The following is a 15,612-nucleotide window of genomic DNA, read 5'->3' as shown; positions in this document are numbered from 1 at the left end:
ACGGAGGAAGGAAGCCAGATCAAAAGGCGCATCCCATGTCGCTGCATCTCTGGTGGCTGTACGTTACGGCGGTTTTCCTGATTTCGGCCACGCCGGGGCCAAACATGCTGCATGTGATGACGCAGAGCATCGCCCACGGCCCGCGCAAGGCGTTGGCCACGATGGCGGGCCTGATGAGCGCGATCCTGTTGTGCCTAATCGCATCCGCGCTGGGCCTTGGCGCCTTGTTGAAAGCCTCTCCGCGCCTGTTCGATGTGCTGCGTTATGCCGGCGTCGCCTATCTGGTCTGGCTGGGCATCAAGGCCTGGCGCGCGCCGGTGGATGATATCGACGCGGTCAGCCCAACACGGGCACGCTCATTACGTGCGCTCTATGGCACCGGGCTGCTGACGGGGCTTTCCAACCCTAAGCTCATTATCTTCGCTGCGGCGCTCTTCCCGCAATTCATCGATACTGGCCGCCCCTTCGGCATGCAGTTGGCCATTCTTGTCGTCAGTTTCGTGGTGATCGAATTTGGCTGGCAGTGCCTTTATGCGCTGGGCGGCGTGAAGCTGGCTCGCTGGCTAGCCCCGGCCCGGCGGCAGCGTGCGTTCAATCGCGGCACCGGGTTGATGTTCATCGGCTTTGGCGGGGCGTTGCTAAGCGCACGCGCCTAACCCTTTCCTTGAGCGCCCGCCGTCGCTAAGGCCGCGGGCGTATCTCCGCCACACAGGCTCTGGAAGAAGAATGACCGAAATTAGCGCATTGAAAGCCGGCCTGATCGCCGACATCGCCGCCGCCGACACGCTCGACGCGCTGGAGGCGCTGCGGGTGGGGGCGCTGGGCAAGAGCGGGGTCGTGACCGGCCTCTTGAAGACGCTTGGCCCCATGTCGCCCGAAGAGCGGATGGAGAAAGGTCCGCCGATCCAGGATCTGCGCGAGAGCGTGACCGCCGCGCTGGCGGAGAAGAAGGCCGCGCTGGAGCAGGCCGCGCTCGACGCGAAGCTGGCGTCGGAAAAGGTCGACATGACCCTGCCCGCCGATATCGGACCGCAGGGCAGTGTCCATGCCGTCAGTCAGGTGATGGACGAACTGGCCGAAATCTTTGCCGACCTCGGCTTTTCGGTCGCCACCGGTCCGGAGATCGAGGACGACTGGCATAATTTCACCGCGCTCAATATCCCGGAAACGCACCCCGCGCGCGCGATGCACGACACTTTCTACTTCCCGGATGAGGAAGGGCAGAAGCGGATGCTGCTGCGCACGCACACTTCTCCGGTGCAGATTCGCACGATGATGACGCAAGAGCCGCCGATCCGCATCATCGCGCCGGGCCGCGTCTATCGCAGCGACAGCGATGCGACCCATACGCCGATGTTCCACCAGATCGAAGGGTTGGTGATCGACAAGGGCATCACGCTGGGCCATTTGAAATGGACGCTGGAAACCTTCCTCAAGGCCTTTTTCGAGCGCGAGGATATCGTGCTGCGCCTGCGCCCGAGCTATTTCCCCTTCACCGAACCGTCGGTCGAGGTGGACGTGGGCTACACGCTGACCAACGGCCAGCGCGTGATCGGCGGCGACGGCGATGCGCCGGGCGGCGGCTGGCTGGAAGTGCTGGGCAGCGGCATGGTCAATCGCCGCGTGATCGAAGCATGCGGCCTTGATCCGGACGAGTGGCAGGGCTTTGCCTTCGGCACCGGCGTCGACCGTCTCGCCATGCTCAAATATGGCATGAACGACCTGCGCGCCTTCTTCGACGGCGACCTGCGCTGGCTGAAACATTATGGATTTTCGGCGCTGGATGTGCCCACGCTGAGCGGAGGAGTCGGCGCATGAAGTTCACCCTAAGCTGGCTCAAGACGCATCTGAAGACCGACGCCGACCTGCCCACCATCCTGAAGACGCTGAACGCCATCGGTCTAGAGGTCGAGGGCGTGGAGAATCCGGCGGACAAGCTGGGCGCGTTCAAGATCGCCAAGGTGCTGACCGCCGACAAGCATCCGCAGGCGGACAAGTTGCAGGTGCTGAGCGTCGACCATGGCGATGGCACGCCTTTGCAGGTCGTGTGCGGGGCGCCCAATGCGCGTGCCGGCCTGATCGGCGTGTTCGGGGTCGAGGGCGCGGTGGTGCCGGTCAACGGCATGGTGCTGAAGAAGACAGCCATTCGCGGCGTCGAATCCAACGGCATGATGTGTTCCACCCGCGAGCTGGAATTGGGCGACGATCATGACGGCATCATCGAACTGGCCGCCGACGCGCCGGTGGGTCAGGTCTATGCCGACTGGGCGGGACTGAACGATCCGGTCATCGACGTTTCCATCACGCCCAACCGGCAGGATTGCATGGGCGTGCGCGGCATTGCGCGCGATCTGGCGGCGGCGGGCCTCGGTACGCTCAATGCCATCATCGTGCCGGCGATCGAGGGCGTGGGTCCAGGACCGGACGTGCGCACCGACGATATGGACGGCTGCCCCGCCTTCTTCGCGCGCACCGTGCGCGGCGTGACCAATGGCGCTTCGCCCGAATGGATGGCCAGGCGGTTGAATGCAATAGGGCAGAAGCCGATCAGCACTTTGGTCGACATCACCAATTACATCATGATCGACCTTGGTCGACCACTGCATGTCTATGACATGGCGAGCCTGAAGGGCGGCCTGGTCGCCCGCAAGGGGAAGGCCGGAGAGCAGGTACTGGCGCTCAATGGCAAGACCTATACCGTCGATGAGACGATGACGGTCATCGCCGACGATGAGGCCGTGCATGACATTGGCGGCATCATGGGCGGCGAACATTCGGGCGCGCAGGACGGCACGAGCGACGTGCTGATCGAATGCGCCTATTTCACGCCGGAGCGGATCGCGATGACGGGGCAGAAGCTGACCCTGACCAGCGATGCGCGCGGGCGGTTCGAGCGCGGGGTGGACCCGGCGTTTCTGGACGATGGCCTGTCGATCGCGACCGATCTGGTGGTCAAGCTGTGCGGTGGCGTGGCAAGCGAGGCGACCCGCGCCGGTGTCGCGCCCGCCACGCCCAGGATCGTGCACTACGAGCCCGACCAGTGCCTGGCGCTGGCGGGCGTGGATGTGCCGGCTGACGAGCAACAGCGCATCCTTGAAAGCCTGGGCTTTGCGGTCGTCGCCACCGGTGGCGGCGTCGAATATCAGGACGGCATGCCCGTCAGCGTACCGGCCAACTGGGCCATCACGGTGCCGACATGGCGCCGGGACGTCGATGGCTGGCCCGATATCGTCGAGGAAGTGGTGCGCATCGTCGGCCTGGACCATGTGCCCTCCACCCCGCTCCCGCGCGTGCCGGGCGTCGCCCGTCCGACCGCCACGCCGGAACAGCTGGTCGAGCGCCGGGTGCGCCGTACCGCTGCCGCGCGTGGGCTGGCCGAGGCGATCAACTGGTCGTTCATTTCCGAAAAGGAAGCCGCTGCGGTGGGCGGGGGCGACTGGACGCTGGCCAACCCGATTTCCGAAGATCTGAAGGTCATGCGACCTTCGCTGCTGCCCGGCCTGCTGTCGGCGACGAAGCGCAATGTCGATCGCAGCGCAACGAGCGTTCGCCTGTTCGAACTGGGCCGTCGCTACTTCAAGCAGGGCGAGCGGGCGACCGTTGGCTTCGTGCTGGCTGGTGAGAAGGGCCCGCGTGGCTGGCAGGCTGGCAAGGCGCAGGCCTTCGATGCGTTCGATGCCAAGGGTGAGGTTATCGCGCTGCTGGCCGCCGCCGGGGCGCCGGTGGGCAATCTCCAGAATTTCGGGGAAGCGTCGGCCGCCTATCATCCGGGTCAGTCCGGCACGCTGCGGCTGGGGCCAAAGGCGGTGCTCGCCGAATATGGCGTGCTGCATCCCAGCCTTGCCAAGCAGTTCGGGCTGACCGGCACGGTGGTCGCGGGCGAAATTTTCCTCGACGCCATTCCGGGCAAGCGCAAGAGCGGCTTCATGCGCGCGCCCTACGCACCCCCTGCCCTTCAGGCGGTGAAACGCGACTTTGCCTTCGTCGTGCCGGACACGGTCGAGGCCGATGCGCTGGTGCGTGGCGTGAAGGGCGCGGACAAGAAGAGCATCGTCGACGTGCGCCTGTTCGACGTTTTCGTCGGGCCGGGCGTGGAAGAGGGCTATAAGTCGCTCGCCATAGAGGTGACGTTGCAGCCGGGCAAGAAGAGCTTTTCCCAGGAAGAGCTGGAAACGATCAGCGCTGCGGTGGTCAAGGCTGCCCAGAAGCTGGGCGGTAGCCTGCGCGGCTGAACCGGCATTGCTTGGCAAGATGAAGGGCGCGATGAGCCGTCATCGCGCCCTATTTTGCTGAGATTGTGCGGGAAACAATAGACGGACGCCATAAAGCAAAATCATGTGAACGTTTCCCGGCGTAAGGCCGGGCAACGTAGCGGTATAAAAGCTCCGCCCGGTGGAGGGCTTTGCTGAGCCCAAGCGATGGGTTGCTGCTTAAAGATCCACGCCCGCCGCGATCGCTTCCAGCTTGCGGATGCGTTCCTTGAGGTCGGCGACCTCGATCCGGGCGGCGGCGGTGGGGGGAGCGCTGTCTTCGCTCTGGCCGTAGCGGATCAGTTCTGCGCGCTTCAACTCCAGCCAGCCGTTCCAGCCGCGCAGGCCAGCCGCGGTGAGGATGGAGAGGCCGGCCAGGCTGGCCGCCGCCAGGGTGATGTAGAGATAGGGGTCTTGCATATAAGCCTCCCTGCCCGGTCAACCGACGATCAGTCGCGGTCCCGGAGTTTTTCAAATTCGCGCTCCAGTGCGGTGGAGCCATCCGTCGCCAACCGCTCCAGCACGGCCACGCGGTCCTTGAGCGCCTTCACTTCCGCGCGCAGCCGTTCCGTTTCCGGATCGGGGCCGCGCTGGATCAGCGTTTCGCCCTTGCCGTGGCGCACGACGCCATATTTGGCCTGCAAAACCCGCGAGATTGCAATGATCGCCACGATAAGGACGACCATGGAAAACGGATTGTCGATCATCTGTCTTGTCCCTTGATGATATCGTGCGATCAGTTGGCGGGGCCGCGCAGTTGCTCGATCTCGCGATTGAGCTGGTGGCTGCCGTCGGTGACGATGCGTTCGACCACGATCAGGCGATCCTTCATCGACCCGATTTCCGCACGAAGCTGGGCATTTTCCTGGCTGAGCAGCTTGATGCGCTCGACCATTTCCGCATTCTTCTGCGGATAGACCGCCTTGCCCCAGCTATTTTCCAGCGGATAGCCATGCTTGATGCGCAGCCAGGTGGTGAAGATCCAGCCGGCAATGGCCAGCATGCCCAATCCTGCCGCGACCGGCGCAAAGGCTTCAAATGGAAACATCATGATTACTCCCCTTGCCTGATCGGTCAGCGCAGTGCGTCGATGTCGCGTGCGGTGCGGGCGGCGGGATCGGTGGCGATCCTCTCCAGCACCGCGATGCGCTCTTCGAGACGGCTGATGCGGCCAACCAGCTTTTCGTTTTCGCTTGATAAAAGGTCTATTTTTCGACCGGCGTCGGGTTCCGTTCGATGAACGGTGTTTCCATTGTCATCCGTCAACGGATAGCCATATTTCGCCCGCATCCAGGTGGTGATCACCCACGCGCCCATGGACAGGGCGACGATCGCGACGATGAAGCTGGGTCCGGCGAAATTCATCTCGTCTGCTCCCTTTCAGATCCCGTTCGATCAACTGCTCAGCGCAGGCTGTCGATCTCGTTGGCGAGACGGGTATTGCGGCTGGTATAATAGATTTCGATGTCGGCCAGACGGCGATCGATGTCGCGAAACTTGGACCGGACGTCGCGGGTCGAGCGGGTCGGGTTGGTGCGCACGCCTTGCCAGAATTTCTCATCATCGCGATCGGCATAAAGGCCGCTCGGCTTGTTCTCGGCGAAATAGGCGACGACGACATAGGCGATCAGAGTCCAGGGGAAGGCGCCCATCAGGGTGACGAGCACGGCCCCGACGCGAACCCAGGTCACGTCGATCCCGCTATAGTCGGCGATGCCGGAGCATACGCCCATCCATTTGCCATTGGCCTTGTCGAGGTAGAATTTGGTGCGGCGGGCGGTCATGTCAGTTCCTCCGGTCGAAGCTATAGTCGTCCGGCTCCTGGGCCGGGCGCTGCGGGCGGAAATCGGGGTTGTCGGCGGCGACGATCCGTTCGACCGTCTGGAGCCGTTCTTCGAGGCGACGGGCGAGAAGGTGGAGTTCGTCCAGCAGCTTCTCATCCTCGTCGGTGATCTTGGGCGCCTGCTTCCATTTGGTGACATAGTGGAAGATCAGCCAGGGCATGCCGATGAACAGCATGCCGCAGACGATGACGGGCAGGAAAACCTCTTCCATCGGATCAGCCTTCCCTGTTCATGCTGGCCTTGAGCGCGGCGAGATCGGCATCGACCTTGTCGGCCGACTTCAATTCCGCAATCTCTTCTTCCAGCGTCTTGGGCTGCGCGCCCAGGCTCATCGCGTCGGCGCGGCCTTCGGCCATGTCCACACGGCGTTCCAGCATGTCGAAGCGGGCAAAGGCGTCGTTGACCTTTTCGCCGGCATAGGCTTCGCGAACGCGCAGGCGGTTTTCGGCGCTCTGCATGCGGGTGACCAGGCTGTTCTGGCGAGCGCGGGCTTCGCGCAGCTTGCCCTGCAACTTGGCGATATCCTCTTCCGAGGCGCGCAGCGCTTCGTCCAGCGTCTCGATCTCATGACCCAGATGATCGGCCATGTCGGCCGCCTTCTGACGCTCGACCAGAGCGGCCTTGGCCAGGTCTTCGCGATCCTTCGACAGGGCAAGCTGCGCCTTTTCGGTCCAGCTGTCCTGCAAGCCGTTCAGCTTGGCGATGTGGCGACGCATTTCCTTTTGATCGGCGATGGTGCGGGCGGCGGACGCGCGCACCTCGACCAGCGTTTCCTCCATTTCGAGGATGATCATGCGGATCATCTTCGCGGGGTCTTCCGCCTTGTCGAGAAGGTCGGTCACATTGGCAGCGATGATGTCGCGGGTGCGGGAGAAAATACCCATTTTAACGTCACTCCTGGTCGTATCTTGGTTCAAGTGCCGGGGCGGGCGAGAGGGGGCAAGTCCCGCCCCGGCCGGATGTGCGGCCCTACGCGAGATAGCGCAGGGTCGCGGGGGTCTGCTGCGTCGCGAGAACCGTGACTTCGCTGGCGCGGGCCGGGCCGACCGCCGAAAGGATCATGGTCGATCCGAACAGGACGGCGGCGATGGCGACCGACATCAGCTGGCCGATTTCGCGAACGCTGTTGCTCTGGTTGGTCATGGTCATACTCCCTGAAACTTGGCCTTCATAGGTTCCGCGATTGATTGCGGATTGTCCTCCGCTTTGCAGACGTCGTGCCAATTCCAGAAAATGGCCGATTTCCGCGGCTTTCGACGATTGTTGGCGTGAAGGGTGCAATAGGCCACTTGCCAAGGAGTGGGAAATTTCACCATAAGTTGGCGCATGGAGAAAAATACGCAGTTTGTCGGTCAGAGCTTCGCCTTTCTCGACGCGGTCGAGCAGGCGGGCCGCGCGGCCGAACTCAATCGGCCGGTGCTTGTGATCGGCGAACGCGGCACCGGCAAGGAACTGATCGCCGAGCGGCTGCACCATCTGTCGCCGCGCTGGGGCGAGCCGCTGATCACGATGAATTGCGCCGCGCTGCCCGAAACGCTGATCGAGGCCGAACTGTTCGGCCATGAGCAGGGCGCCTTCACCGGCGCGACCAAGGCGCGACCGGGGCGGTTCGAGGATGCCGATGGCGGGACCTTGTTCCTGGACGAACTGGGCACCTTGTCGATGGCGGCGCAGGAACGGCTGCTGCGCGTGATCGAATATGGCGAAGTGACGCGGATCGGCGCATCGCGGCCGTTGACGGTCGATGTGCGCATCGTGGCGGCAACCAATGAGGATTTGCCCGCCGCAGCCCAGGACGGGCGGTTTCGACCCGATCTGCTCGACCGGTTGAGTTTCGAGGTCATCACCCTGCCCCCGCTGCGCGCGCGGGAGGGAGACATTACCGTCCTGGCGGATCATTTCGGGCGGCGCATGGCAGCCGAGCGGGACTGGCCGCAATGGCCGGGCTTCACCGCGGCCTGCGCGGCGGAACTGGAAGGCTATGGCTGGCCCGGCAATGTGCGCGAATTACGCAACGTGGTGGAACGGGCCGTCTATCGCTGGGACGAGCCGGGGCGGCCGATCAGCCGCATCACCTTCGATCCCTTTGCGTCACCCTGGAAACCCAAGCCGATGATGCCAAGGGCTAGTGCTGCGCCGGCGAGCGATGCCTCTGCTTCAGCGGCCCCCGGCATGCCATCCGTCACCTTCGAGGATGTAACCGACCTGCGCGCGGCAGTGGATGGGCATGAGGCAGCCATCATCCGCGCCGCGCTGGACCGGTTCCGCTACAATCAGCGGGCGACGGCCAAGGGGCTGGGGCTGACCTATGACCAATTGCGCCATTGCATGAAGAAACATGGGTTGAGCGCGGGGTAACGCCTGGTCCGTTCGCTTCGAGCCCGTCGAGAAGCAGGTAGGACTACGCTTCTCGTTTCTCGACTTCGCGCGAAACGAACGGAGTAACCGGGTTAACGGGTCGGCACGGGTTCCGCCCCCGAATAGTCGTAGAAACCCTTGCCGGTCTTGCGACCGTACCAGCCGGCCTCGACATATTTGACCAGTAACGGCGCGGGGCGATATTTGGGGTCGCCGGTGGTGGTGAGGAAAACGTTGAGGATTTCGAGCGCGGTATCGAGACCGACAAAATCGAGCAGGGTCAACGGTCCCATCGGGTGATTGAGGCCCAGTTTGCAGCCCTGGTCGATATCGACGACGCTGCCGACGCCCTCCCCCAACACGAAGACGGCTTCGTTCAACATCGGTAGCAGGATGCGGTTCACCACGAAGCCCGGCGCGTCGAAGGCGTGAACCGTGGTCTTGCCGATCTTGGCGGCGAAGCCCTCCACCGCCGCAACCGTTTCCGGCGTGGTGGCGAGGCCGCGAATGACCTCCACCAGCACCATCACCGGCACGGGATTGAAGAAATGAACGCCGACAAAGCGGCCCGCATCGGGCGCAGCCTGCGCCAAACGGGTGATGGGGATGGAGGAGGTGTTGGTAGCAAGGATGGCGTTGGGAGCGAGGATCTTGCCGACATTGGCGAAAATGGCGCGCTTTACCTCTTCCCGCTCGGTCGCCGCCTCGATCACCAGTTGGGCATCGGCGAGCGGCGCGATGTCGCCAGCCGGGGTGATGCGGGCGAGCGCGGCGTCGGCGTCGGTCTGGCCGATCTTTTCCTTTTCCACGGCGCGGGCAAGCAGCTTGGCGATGCCGGCCAACCCCTTTTGCGCGCGGGGCAGATCGACGTCCGACAGTATGACGTCATAGCCTGCCTGCGCCGCGACCTGCGCGATGCCAGCGCCCATCTGACCCGCGCCGATCACGCCTACCGTCCGAATATCCGTCATGCCTGTCTCTCCATTATGGCCATGCCTCTCTCTAACTGCACTGCGGCATCGGGGCCACCGCACATTGCAGCGGGCGATGGAATGCGTCGTCATGGCAGACCGATTGCGTGAGGCCGCTATTTCCGGCTTTGCGCTGCGCGGCGGCCATGGTTAAAAGCCCGGCATGTCTGTTTCCGAAATGATGCCTGCGCCGGCCACCGGACGCTTCATTGCCGCCGTGCATCATTTTCCCGTGCGCGTCTATTTCGAGGATACCGACCTGTCCGGCCTCGTCTATCATGCCAATTATCTACGCTACATGGAGCGCGCCCGGTCCGACATGCTGCGCGTCGCGGGCATCGACCAGCGTGCCAACCATGAAGGGGGTGCAGGCGTCTATGCCGTCACCGACCTTCAGATCAAATATCGCCGCCCCGCCCGTTTGGATGACGACCTGATGGTGGTGAGCCATGTGACGGCGGTGCGCGCCGCCAGTTGCGTCATTCATCAGTCAGTCAGGTGCGGCGCGGAAGAATTGACGAACGCCAGCATTTCCGTCGCCTGGCTGACGTCGCAGGGCCGTCCGCAGCGGCAGCCCAAGGCCTGGACCGACATTTTCACTCGCCTGTTGCAAGGGGAAGACCTTCACCCATGACGCTCAACCTGCCTGCCGGCGCCATTACCGACGCCGCGACCATTTCCCCGCTGGCCCTGTTCCTTCAGGCCGACATCGTCGTGAAAGGCGTGATGCTGGGCCTGTTGCTGGCCAGCATCTGGACCTGGGCGATCATCATCAGCTTCAGCTTCAGCCTGCGCAAGGCGAGCAAGGAAAGCCGCAAGTTCGAGGCTGATTTCTGGAAGGCGGAGGATATCGACCGCTTTTATGAATCGCGCGGCAAGACGGAATTTCCGGCCGCCAAGGTGATGGCGGCCGGTGTCACCGAATGGCGGCGGTCGACCGCGCAGAAGGTGATCGACCGCGACGGTACGCGCGACCGGCTGGCGACATCCATGTCGAGCACGATCGCGTCGGAAGTGGACCGGCTGTCGGATCGGCTGAACATCCTGGCGACGGTCGCGTCGGCTGCTCCGTTCATCGGCCTGTTCGGCACGGTCTGGGGCATCATGCGCGCCTTCACCAGCATCGCGGCCGAGCAGAATAGTTCGCTCGCGGTCGTGGCGCCGGGCATTGCCGAAGCGCTGTTCGCGACCGCCATCGGCCTGTTCGCGGCCATCCCGGCGCTGATCGCCTACAACCGGTTCAGCCATGGCATCAACCGGCTGGAAGCAGGGCTGACCCGCTTCGCCGACAGCTTCTATGCGACGCTGAGCCGTGAGCTGGAGGCACAGCGATGAACTTGGGCATCGCTGCAATCAGAGAAGCGATGACCTTGGGCATCGCTGCAAACAAGGGAGCGCGGTAATGGCGATGTCCGGTCCTCCCTCCGCCCGGCGCGGACGCGGGCGTGCGCCGATGGCCGACATCAACGTGACGCCGCTGGTCGACGTCATGCTGGTGCTGCTGATCATCTTCATGGTGACCGCGCCGCTGCTGGTGACGGGCGTGCCGGTGAACCTGCCCGAAACGCAGGCCAAGGGGCTGGACGCAGACGCCAAGCCGACGATCGTGTCGATCGACCGCGACGGCGGCCTGTTCATCAATGACGACCAGATCGGCGACGCCGACCTGCCCGATCGCCTGGCGGAGATCGCATCGGCCCATGCGGGCCAGCCCGAACCGCCGCAAATCTTCCTGCGCGCCGATACCGCGCTGGACTATGGCCGGGTGATGCGGGTGATGGGTGAACTGAACCGCGCCGGACTGAACAAGGTATCGCTGGTCAGCACCGATGCCGGTTCAGACAGCGGTAGTTCAGAATAGGGACCATAGGTCAGCGATATGGAGCGTACGGAAAAGATCGGCCTTGGCGTCGCGACGGCGGGACATGTCCTGCTGTTCGGGCTGCTGTCTGCCGGTTTCCTGTCCACCCCCAACCCGTTGAAGCTCAAGTCCCCGCCGATGGACATCAGCCTGGTGGACGAGGTCGCGCTGCAATCGACCGCGCCGCAGATTTCGACCCAGCCTCCGCCGCCCAGCGTGGCGCCGGAGGAGGGACCGACCGAGGAGGCCAAGCCGGCGCCTGAACCCGCCCCTTCGCCTGAGCCGACACCTGCGCCGCCGGAACCCAAGCCGGAACCGAAACCCTTGCCCAAGCCGACGCCGCCCAAGCCGGTGGCGAAGGCAGTGCCGAAGCCGCAGCCCAAGCCCGCGCCGGCCAAGAAGGAGGTGGCGAAAACGCCGGCGAAGCCGAAGCCTGCGCCGGAGAAACCTGCGCCCAAGGCAAAGCCGGCCCCGGAAAAGCCTGCCGCCAAGGCGAAGCCTGCGCCTGAAAAATCGAAAGCGGCAGCCGCCACGCCGTCCAAGGCCAAGAGCGACGCCAAGGGCAAGAGCGACGCGCCGGCCAAGGCGTCGGGCGCCGGCAAGGCGGACAAGCCCAGGGGGTCTCTGCTGGGCAAGGATTTCCTGAAAGGCATCGACACCAAAGACGATACGCCGCGCAAGGCCGCGCCGCCACCCGCCGCCGCCATGGGGCCGGCGCAGAAGTCGGCGCTGGACGCGGAACTGCGACGTCAGCTGAAGCCGCACTGGCGCCCGCCTTCGGGTGCGGACGCCGACCAGCTGGTCACGCTGCTGGAAGTGCGGCTGGACAAGAGCGGCGCGGTGATCGGCACGCCAGAAGTGATCGACCAGCAGGGCGTGACCGCCAGCAACCGGCCGCAAGCGAAACTGCATGCGGAACGGGCGATCCAGGCGGTCAAGCTGGCGTCCCCCTTCCGCAACATGCCGCCCGAATTTTACGACCAATGGAAATGGCTCCGGCCACTCCGCTTTGACGCGAGGCTGAACCGATGAAGACCAATATTCTACGCCGCCTGGCGATGGCCACCGTCGCGCTATCGGCCATCCTGTCTGCGCCGGCCATGGCCCAGCTGTCGGTCGATGTGACCGGTGAGATCGACAGCAACGTCAAAGTCGCCGTACCATCGCTCCCCGCGCAGCAGGATGTCGCCACGCCCGCCGGTACGGCCAGCGAGCTGGGCCGCAAGATCGCCGAAGTGATCGCGTCCGACCTGAAAGGATCGGGCCTGTTCGATCCGTCGGGTCCGGACGGGTTGCCCGCGCTCGCTTTCCCTGAAGTGACGAACCCGGTCTATGACAAATGGGGTGCCTATCAGGCGCTGGTTCAAGGGTTCGTGCGCACGACCGGTGGCGAGGCGGACATTACCGTGGGTTGCTATCTCTACGACGTGGCGCTCAAGCAGGAGTTGACGCGGCAAGGCTATGTCGTTGCGCCGCGGGACTGGCGCCGGGCCGCGCATAAGTGCGCCGATGCCATCTATGCCCGCCTGTCGGGCGAGAGCCCCTTCTTCGACAGCCGCATCGCCTACATCGCGGAGAGCGGGCCGAAGGGGAACCGCGTCAAGCGCCTCGCCATCATGGACAGCGACGGGGCGAACCATCGCTTCATCACCAATGGCCAGTCGATGGCGCTGACGCCGCGTTTCTCGCCCGATTACAAGTCGATCCTCTATGTCAGCTATCTGGGCAGCCGGGTGCGCCTCTATATCTACGACATCGGCGCCGGGCAGCAGAAGCTGGTGACGGAAAGCAGCAACGCGACCTTCGCGCCACGCTGGTCGCCAGATGGTCGCAACATCCTCTTCTCGATGGCGGTGGCGGGCAATACCGATATCTACCGCGTGTCGGCCAACGGCGGCACCCCGGTGCGATTGACCAATTCGCCCGGCATCGATGTGGGCGGCAGCTATTCGCCGGACGGCAGCCAGATCGTGTTCGAAAGCGACCGGTCGGGCGGGCAGCAAATCTACGTCATGAACGCGGACGGTTCCAATCAGCGCCGGATCAGCCATGGCGGCGGCCGCTATGCGACGCCCGAATGGTCGCCGCGCGGCGACCTGATCGCGTTCACCAAGCTGTCGGGCGACTTCAAGGTCGCGGTGATGACGCCGAGCGGCGACAATGAACGCATCCTGACCAATGGCTGGCAGGATGAGCAGCCGACCTGGTCGCCCAATGGCCGCGTGCTGCAATTTTTCCGCACGACGCCGGGCAAGCAGGGCAGCAGCCAGGTGTGGCAGGTCGACCTGACCGGGGTGAACGAACGCCGGATCCCGACGCCGCTCAGCGGATCAGATCCGGCTTGGGGACCGTTGTTGCCGTAAGGCTGGGTTCAGGCTGCTACCCCTAAGCGGAACCTAATCGTCTTGACAGCGTAACGACCTTCACGAAGCATGCGCTCTATGTTCGCGGGTGGGCATGAGGATTAAAAGGAGAACCCGATGAAATTGTCCCGGACGCTGGTGATGGCCACCGCCATCATCGCCTTGGCCGCCTGTTCGAAGAAGCCGCCGGCCGAACTGCCCCCCGCCCCCGGCGGTACCGGCGGCACGACGGCCCCCACCGGCCCGGTCGGCACGGGTGGCCCGGTCAAGGGCAGCCAGGAAGATTTCCTGGCCTCGGTATCGGCCGACCGCATCTTCTTTGGCCTGGACCAATATGATGTCGATGCGGAAGATCAGGCGACCTTGCAGAGCCAGGCGGCGTGGCTGCGCCAGAATCCGTCTGTGCGCGTCACGATCGAGGGCCATGCCGACGAACGCGGCACCCGCGATTACAATATCGCACTGGGCGAGCGCCGCGCGAACGCAGCGAAGAATTACCTCGCCTCGCTGGGGATAGATCCGGGCCGGCTGACCACCGTCAGCTATGGCAAGGAACGACCGGCGGCGCTGGGGTCTGACGAAGCCAGCTGGGCACAGAATCGCCGCGCGGTGACCGTCACCATCCAATATTGATCGTTCGATCGAGACATAGCGAAGGCCCGCCGGTCCGCATGACCGGCGGGCCTTTTTCTTATCGGGAGAGCGGCCAGCAAAGGATGTGAGAAAAGCTTAACTTCGCACATTTCCCGCAAAAATTGAAATATTAGAAGTAAAATAGGAAATTATATTTCAATTGCACTATCCAATTTCCGATCATCTATCATGGCCAATGACAAATAGGACAGATCATACACGATCCAGCCCCATCCCATGATTTTAACCCGCCGTAAAAGCGGCTAGGCATGGCCGATGCACAAGAGCGAGCCGAAGAAAAAGCCACCCACGATCAAGGAAGTTGCCGCCCATGCGGGCGTGTCCGTCATGACCGCATCACGCGCGGTCAACGGCAAGGCACTGGTCAGCGCCAAGGCGAAACGGGCGGTGGACCTGGCGGTCGAGGCGCTGGGCTATGTCCCCAATGCGTCGGCGCGAGCGCTGGCCGGTAGCGCGGACCGCCGCGTCGCCCTGCTCCACAGCCATTCGACCACATCGGCCTATCTGGGCGAATTGCTGCTCGGCGCGATGAGCGAGGCGCCGCAGCGGCACCTGCATCTGGTGGTCGAGCAATGCGCGCCGGGCGCCTTCGCTTCCGAAATCGTCGAGCAGGTGGCCCAGGCCCATGTGGCGGGCGTGATCCTGCCGCCGCCGCTATGCGACTGGGCCGAGCTGGTCGATGGTCTGCGTGCGCGCGACATCGCCATCGTCGCCATCGCCACCGATCAGGATGTGCCCGACATGCTGAGCGTCAGCACAGACGACCGCCATGCCGCCTATGACCTGACCCGCCATCTGATCGAGCTGGGACATAAAAGGATCGGCTTTATCGAGGGCAATCCGCGCCACCGGTCCAGCGCGCGACGGTTGCAGGGATATAAGGACGCGCTGGTGCATCATGCGCTGGACCTGGACGAGGCGCTGATCGTGCCGGGGGATTTCAGCTATCGGTCGGGACTGGATGCCGCGGAACGGTTGATCGCACTGGATGACCGACCAACCGCCATCTTCGCCTGCAACGATGATATGGCGGCCGCCGCGATCACCGTGGCGCATCAGCGCAAGATCAATGTCCCGGCCGAGATCAGCATTTGCGGGTTCGACGATACGCCGCTGGCCAGCGCGATCTGGCCGGCGCTGACCACCATCCGCCAGCCGATCCGCGACATGAGCCGGGAGGCGATCGGCCTGCTGGCGATGCGGTTCCGCAGCCAGGATGAGGGGGCGGACGGGATCATCGGCAAGGTGAAGCTGGATTATCAGCTGATCCGCCGCCAGTCGGACGCGGTGCCGGCGCGGCATTGAGTTTCC

At 64.0% G+C, this 15,612-nt stretch carries 20 protein-coding genes; 11 read left to right on the top strand and 9 right to left on the bottom strand.

Annotated features, from left to right (window positions below; translation table 11 throughout):
* Positions 1-35: 35 nt before the first annotated feature.
* The 3 genes from AC07UX_RS17880 (at position 36) to pheT (ending at position 4,232) form a co-directional block, all read left to right on the top strand.
* Entirely contained in the window at positions 36-656 is a 621-nt protein-coding gene (locus AC07UX_RS17880; protein ID WP_495193323.1) for a LysE family translocator, read from the top strand.
* A gap of 70 nt (positions 657-726) precedes the next feature.
* Positions 727-1,818, top strand: coding sequence for a phenylalanine--tRNA ligase subunit alpha (gene pheS / locus AC07UX_RS17875; protein WP_495193322.1), 1,092 nt, complete (start codon positions 727-729; stop codon positions 1,816-1,818).
* Positions 1,815-4,232 (top strand): phenylalanine--tRNA ligase subunit beta, encoded by a 2,418-nt coding sequence (pheT, locus tag AC07UX_RS17870; protein WP_495193321.1) that lies wholly within the window; start codon positions 1,815-1,817, stop codon positions 4,230-4,232. The genes pheS and pheT overlap by 4 nt, the downstream gene beginning before the upstream one ends.
* 198 nt (positions 4,233-4,430) lie before the next feature.
* Here the strand turns inward: pheT and AC07UX_RS17865 are convergent, their stop codons facing one another.
* The 8 genes from AC07UX_RS17865 to AC07UX_RS17830 form a co-directional block, all read right to left on the bottom strand.
* Positions 4,431-4,670, bottom strand: coding sequence for a hypothetical protein (locus AC07UX_RS17865; RefSeq protein ID WP_495193320.1), 240 nt, complete (start codon positions 4,668-4,670; stop codon positions 4,431-4,433).
* Positions 4,671-4,699: 29 nt separating this feature from the next.
* Positions 4,700-4,957 carry a hypothetical protein gene (locus AC07UX_RS17860; RefSeq protein ID WP_311269435.1) on the bottom strand — a complete coding sequence of 86 codons (258 nt, stop codon included), beginning with the start codon at positions 4,955-4,957 and terminating at the stop codon, positions 4,700-4,702.
* 29 nt (positions 4,958-4,986) lie between these two features.
* Positions 4,987-5,298, bottom strand: a complete 312-nt coding sequence (locus tag AC07UX_RS17855) for a hypothetical protein (protein ID WP_495193369.1) — start codon at positions 5,296-5,298, stop codon at positions 4,987-4,989.
* A gap of 26 nt (positions 5,299-5,324) precedes the next feature.
* Positions 5,325-5,615 (bottom strand): hypothetical protein, encoded by a 291-nt coding sequence (locus AC07UX_RS17850; RefSeq protein ID WP_495193319.1) that lies wholly within the window; start codon positions 5,613-5,615, stop codon positions 5,325-5,327.
* A gap of 38 nt (positions 5,616-5,653) precedes the next feature.
* Positions 5,654-6,034 (bottom strand): envelope stress response membrane protein PspC, encoded by a 381-nt coding sequence (pspC, locus tag AC07UX_RS17845; protein WP_495193318.1) that lies wholly within the window; start codon positions 6,032-6,034, stop codon positions 5,654-5,656.
* Position 6,035: 1 nt separating this feature from the next.
* Positions 6,036-6,305, bottom strand: a complete 270-nt coding sequence (gene pspB / locus AC07UX_RS17840) for an envelope stress response membrane protein PspB (RefSeq protein ID WP_495193317.1) — start codon at positions 6,303-6,305, stop codon at positions 6,036-6,038.
* A 4-nt stretch (positions 6,306-6,309) separates the two neighbouring features.
* A complete protein-coding gene (gene pspA, locus AC07UX_RS17835) occupies positions 6,310-6,978 on the bottom strand; it encodes a phage shock protein PspA (RefSeq protein ID WP_495193316.1) in 669 nt (222 codons plus the stop codon).
* A gap of 85 nt (positions 6,979-7,063) precedes the next feature.
* A complete protein-coding gene (locus tag AC07UX_RS17830) occupies positions 7,064-7,237 on the bottom strand; it encodes a hypothetical protein (protein WP_495193315.1) in 174 nt (57 codons plus the stop codon).
* 183 nt (positions 7,238-7,420) lie between these two features.
* On the opposite strand from AC07UX_RS17830, the gene pspF reads away from it, so the two are divergent.
* On the top strand, positions 7,421-8,452 hold the full coding sequence (gene pspF / locus AC07UX_RS17825) for a phage shock protein operon transcriptional activator (RefSeq protein WP_495193314.1): 1,032 nt from the start codon (positions 7,421-7,423) through the stop codon (positions 8,450-8,452).
* A gap of 92 nt (positions 8,453-8,544) precedes the next feature.
* On the opposite strand, the gene AC07UX_RS17820 is transcribed toward pspF, so the two are convergent.
* On the bottom strand, positions 8,545-9,423 hold the full coding sequence (locus tag AC07UX_RS17820; RefSeq protein WP_495193313.1) for a 3-hydroxybutyryl-CoA dehydrogenase: 879 nt from the start codon (positions 9,421-9,423) through the stop codon (positions 8,545-8,547).
* A 163-nt stretch (positions 9,424-9,586) separates the two neighbouring features.
* Between AC07UX_RS17820 and AC07UX_RS17815 the strand changes: the two genes are divergently transcribed.
* The 7 genes from AC07UX_RS17815 (at position 9,587) to AC07UX_RS17785 (ending at position 15,606) form a co-directional block, all read left to right on the top strand.
* Positions 9,587-10,057: a YbgC/FadM family acyl-CoA thioesterase gene (locus AC07UX_RS17815; protein ID WP_495193312.1), complete on the top strand. Its 471-nt coding sequence runs from the start codon at positions 9,587-9,589 to the stop codon at positions 10,055-10,057.
* Positions 10,054-10,758 (top strand): protein TolQ, encoded by a 705-nt coding sequence (gene tolQ, locus AC07UX_RS17810; protein ID WP_150426320.1) that lies wholly within the window; start codon positions 10,054-10,056, stop codon positions 10,756-10,758. The genes AC07UX_RS17815 and tolQ overlap by 4 nt, the downstream gene beginning before the upstream one ends.
* Positions 10,759-10,825: 67 nt before the next feature.
* Positions 10,826-11,284 (top strand): protein TolR, encoded by a 459-nt coding sequence (gene tolR, locus AC07UX_RS17805; RefSeq protein WP_495193311.1) that lies wholly within the window; start codon positions 10,826-10,828, stop codon positions 11,282-11,284.
* An 18-nt stretch (positions 11,285-11,302) separates the two neighbouring features.
* Entirely contained in the window at positions 11,303-12,316 is a 1,014-nt protein-coding gene (tolA, locus tag AC07UX_RS17800; RefSeq protein ID WP_495193310.1) for a cell envelope integrity protein TolA, read from the top strand.
* Entirely contained in the window at positions 12,313-13,647 is a 1,335-nt protein-coding gene (gene tolB / locus AC07UX_RS17795; RefSeq protein WP_495193309.1) for a Tol-Pal system beta propeller repeat protein TolB, read from the top strand. Before tolA ends, tolB begins: the two co-directional genes overlap by 4 nt.
* 117 nt (positions 13,648-13,764) lie before the next feature.
* On the top strand, positions 13,765-14,280 hold the full coding sequence (gene pal, locus AC07UX_RS17790) for a peptidoglycan-associated lipoprotein Pal (RefSeq protein WP_495193308.1): 516 nt from the start codon (positions 13,765-13,767) through the stop codon (positions 14,278-14,280).
* Between the two features lie 276 nt (positions 14,281-14,556).
* Positions 14,557-15,606, top strand: a complete 1,050-nt coding sequence (locus AC07UX_RS17785; RefSeq protein ID WP_495193307.1) for a LacI family DNA-binding transcriptional regulator — start codon at positions 14,557-14,559, stop codon at positions 15,604-15,606.
* The last annotated feature ends 6 nt before the right edge of the window (positions 15,607-15,612 follow it).

The sequence above is a fragment of the Sphingobium sp. GW821-FHT02B05 genome, assembly GCF_059421905.1.
This window is presented reverse-complemented; position numbering and strand designations above follow the sequence as displayed.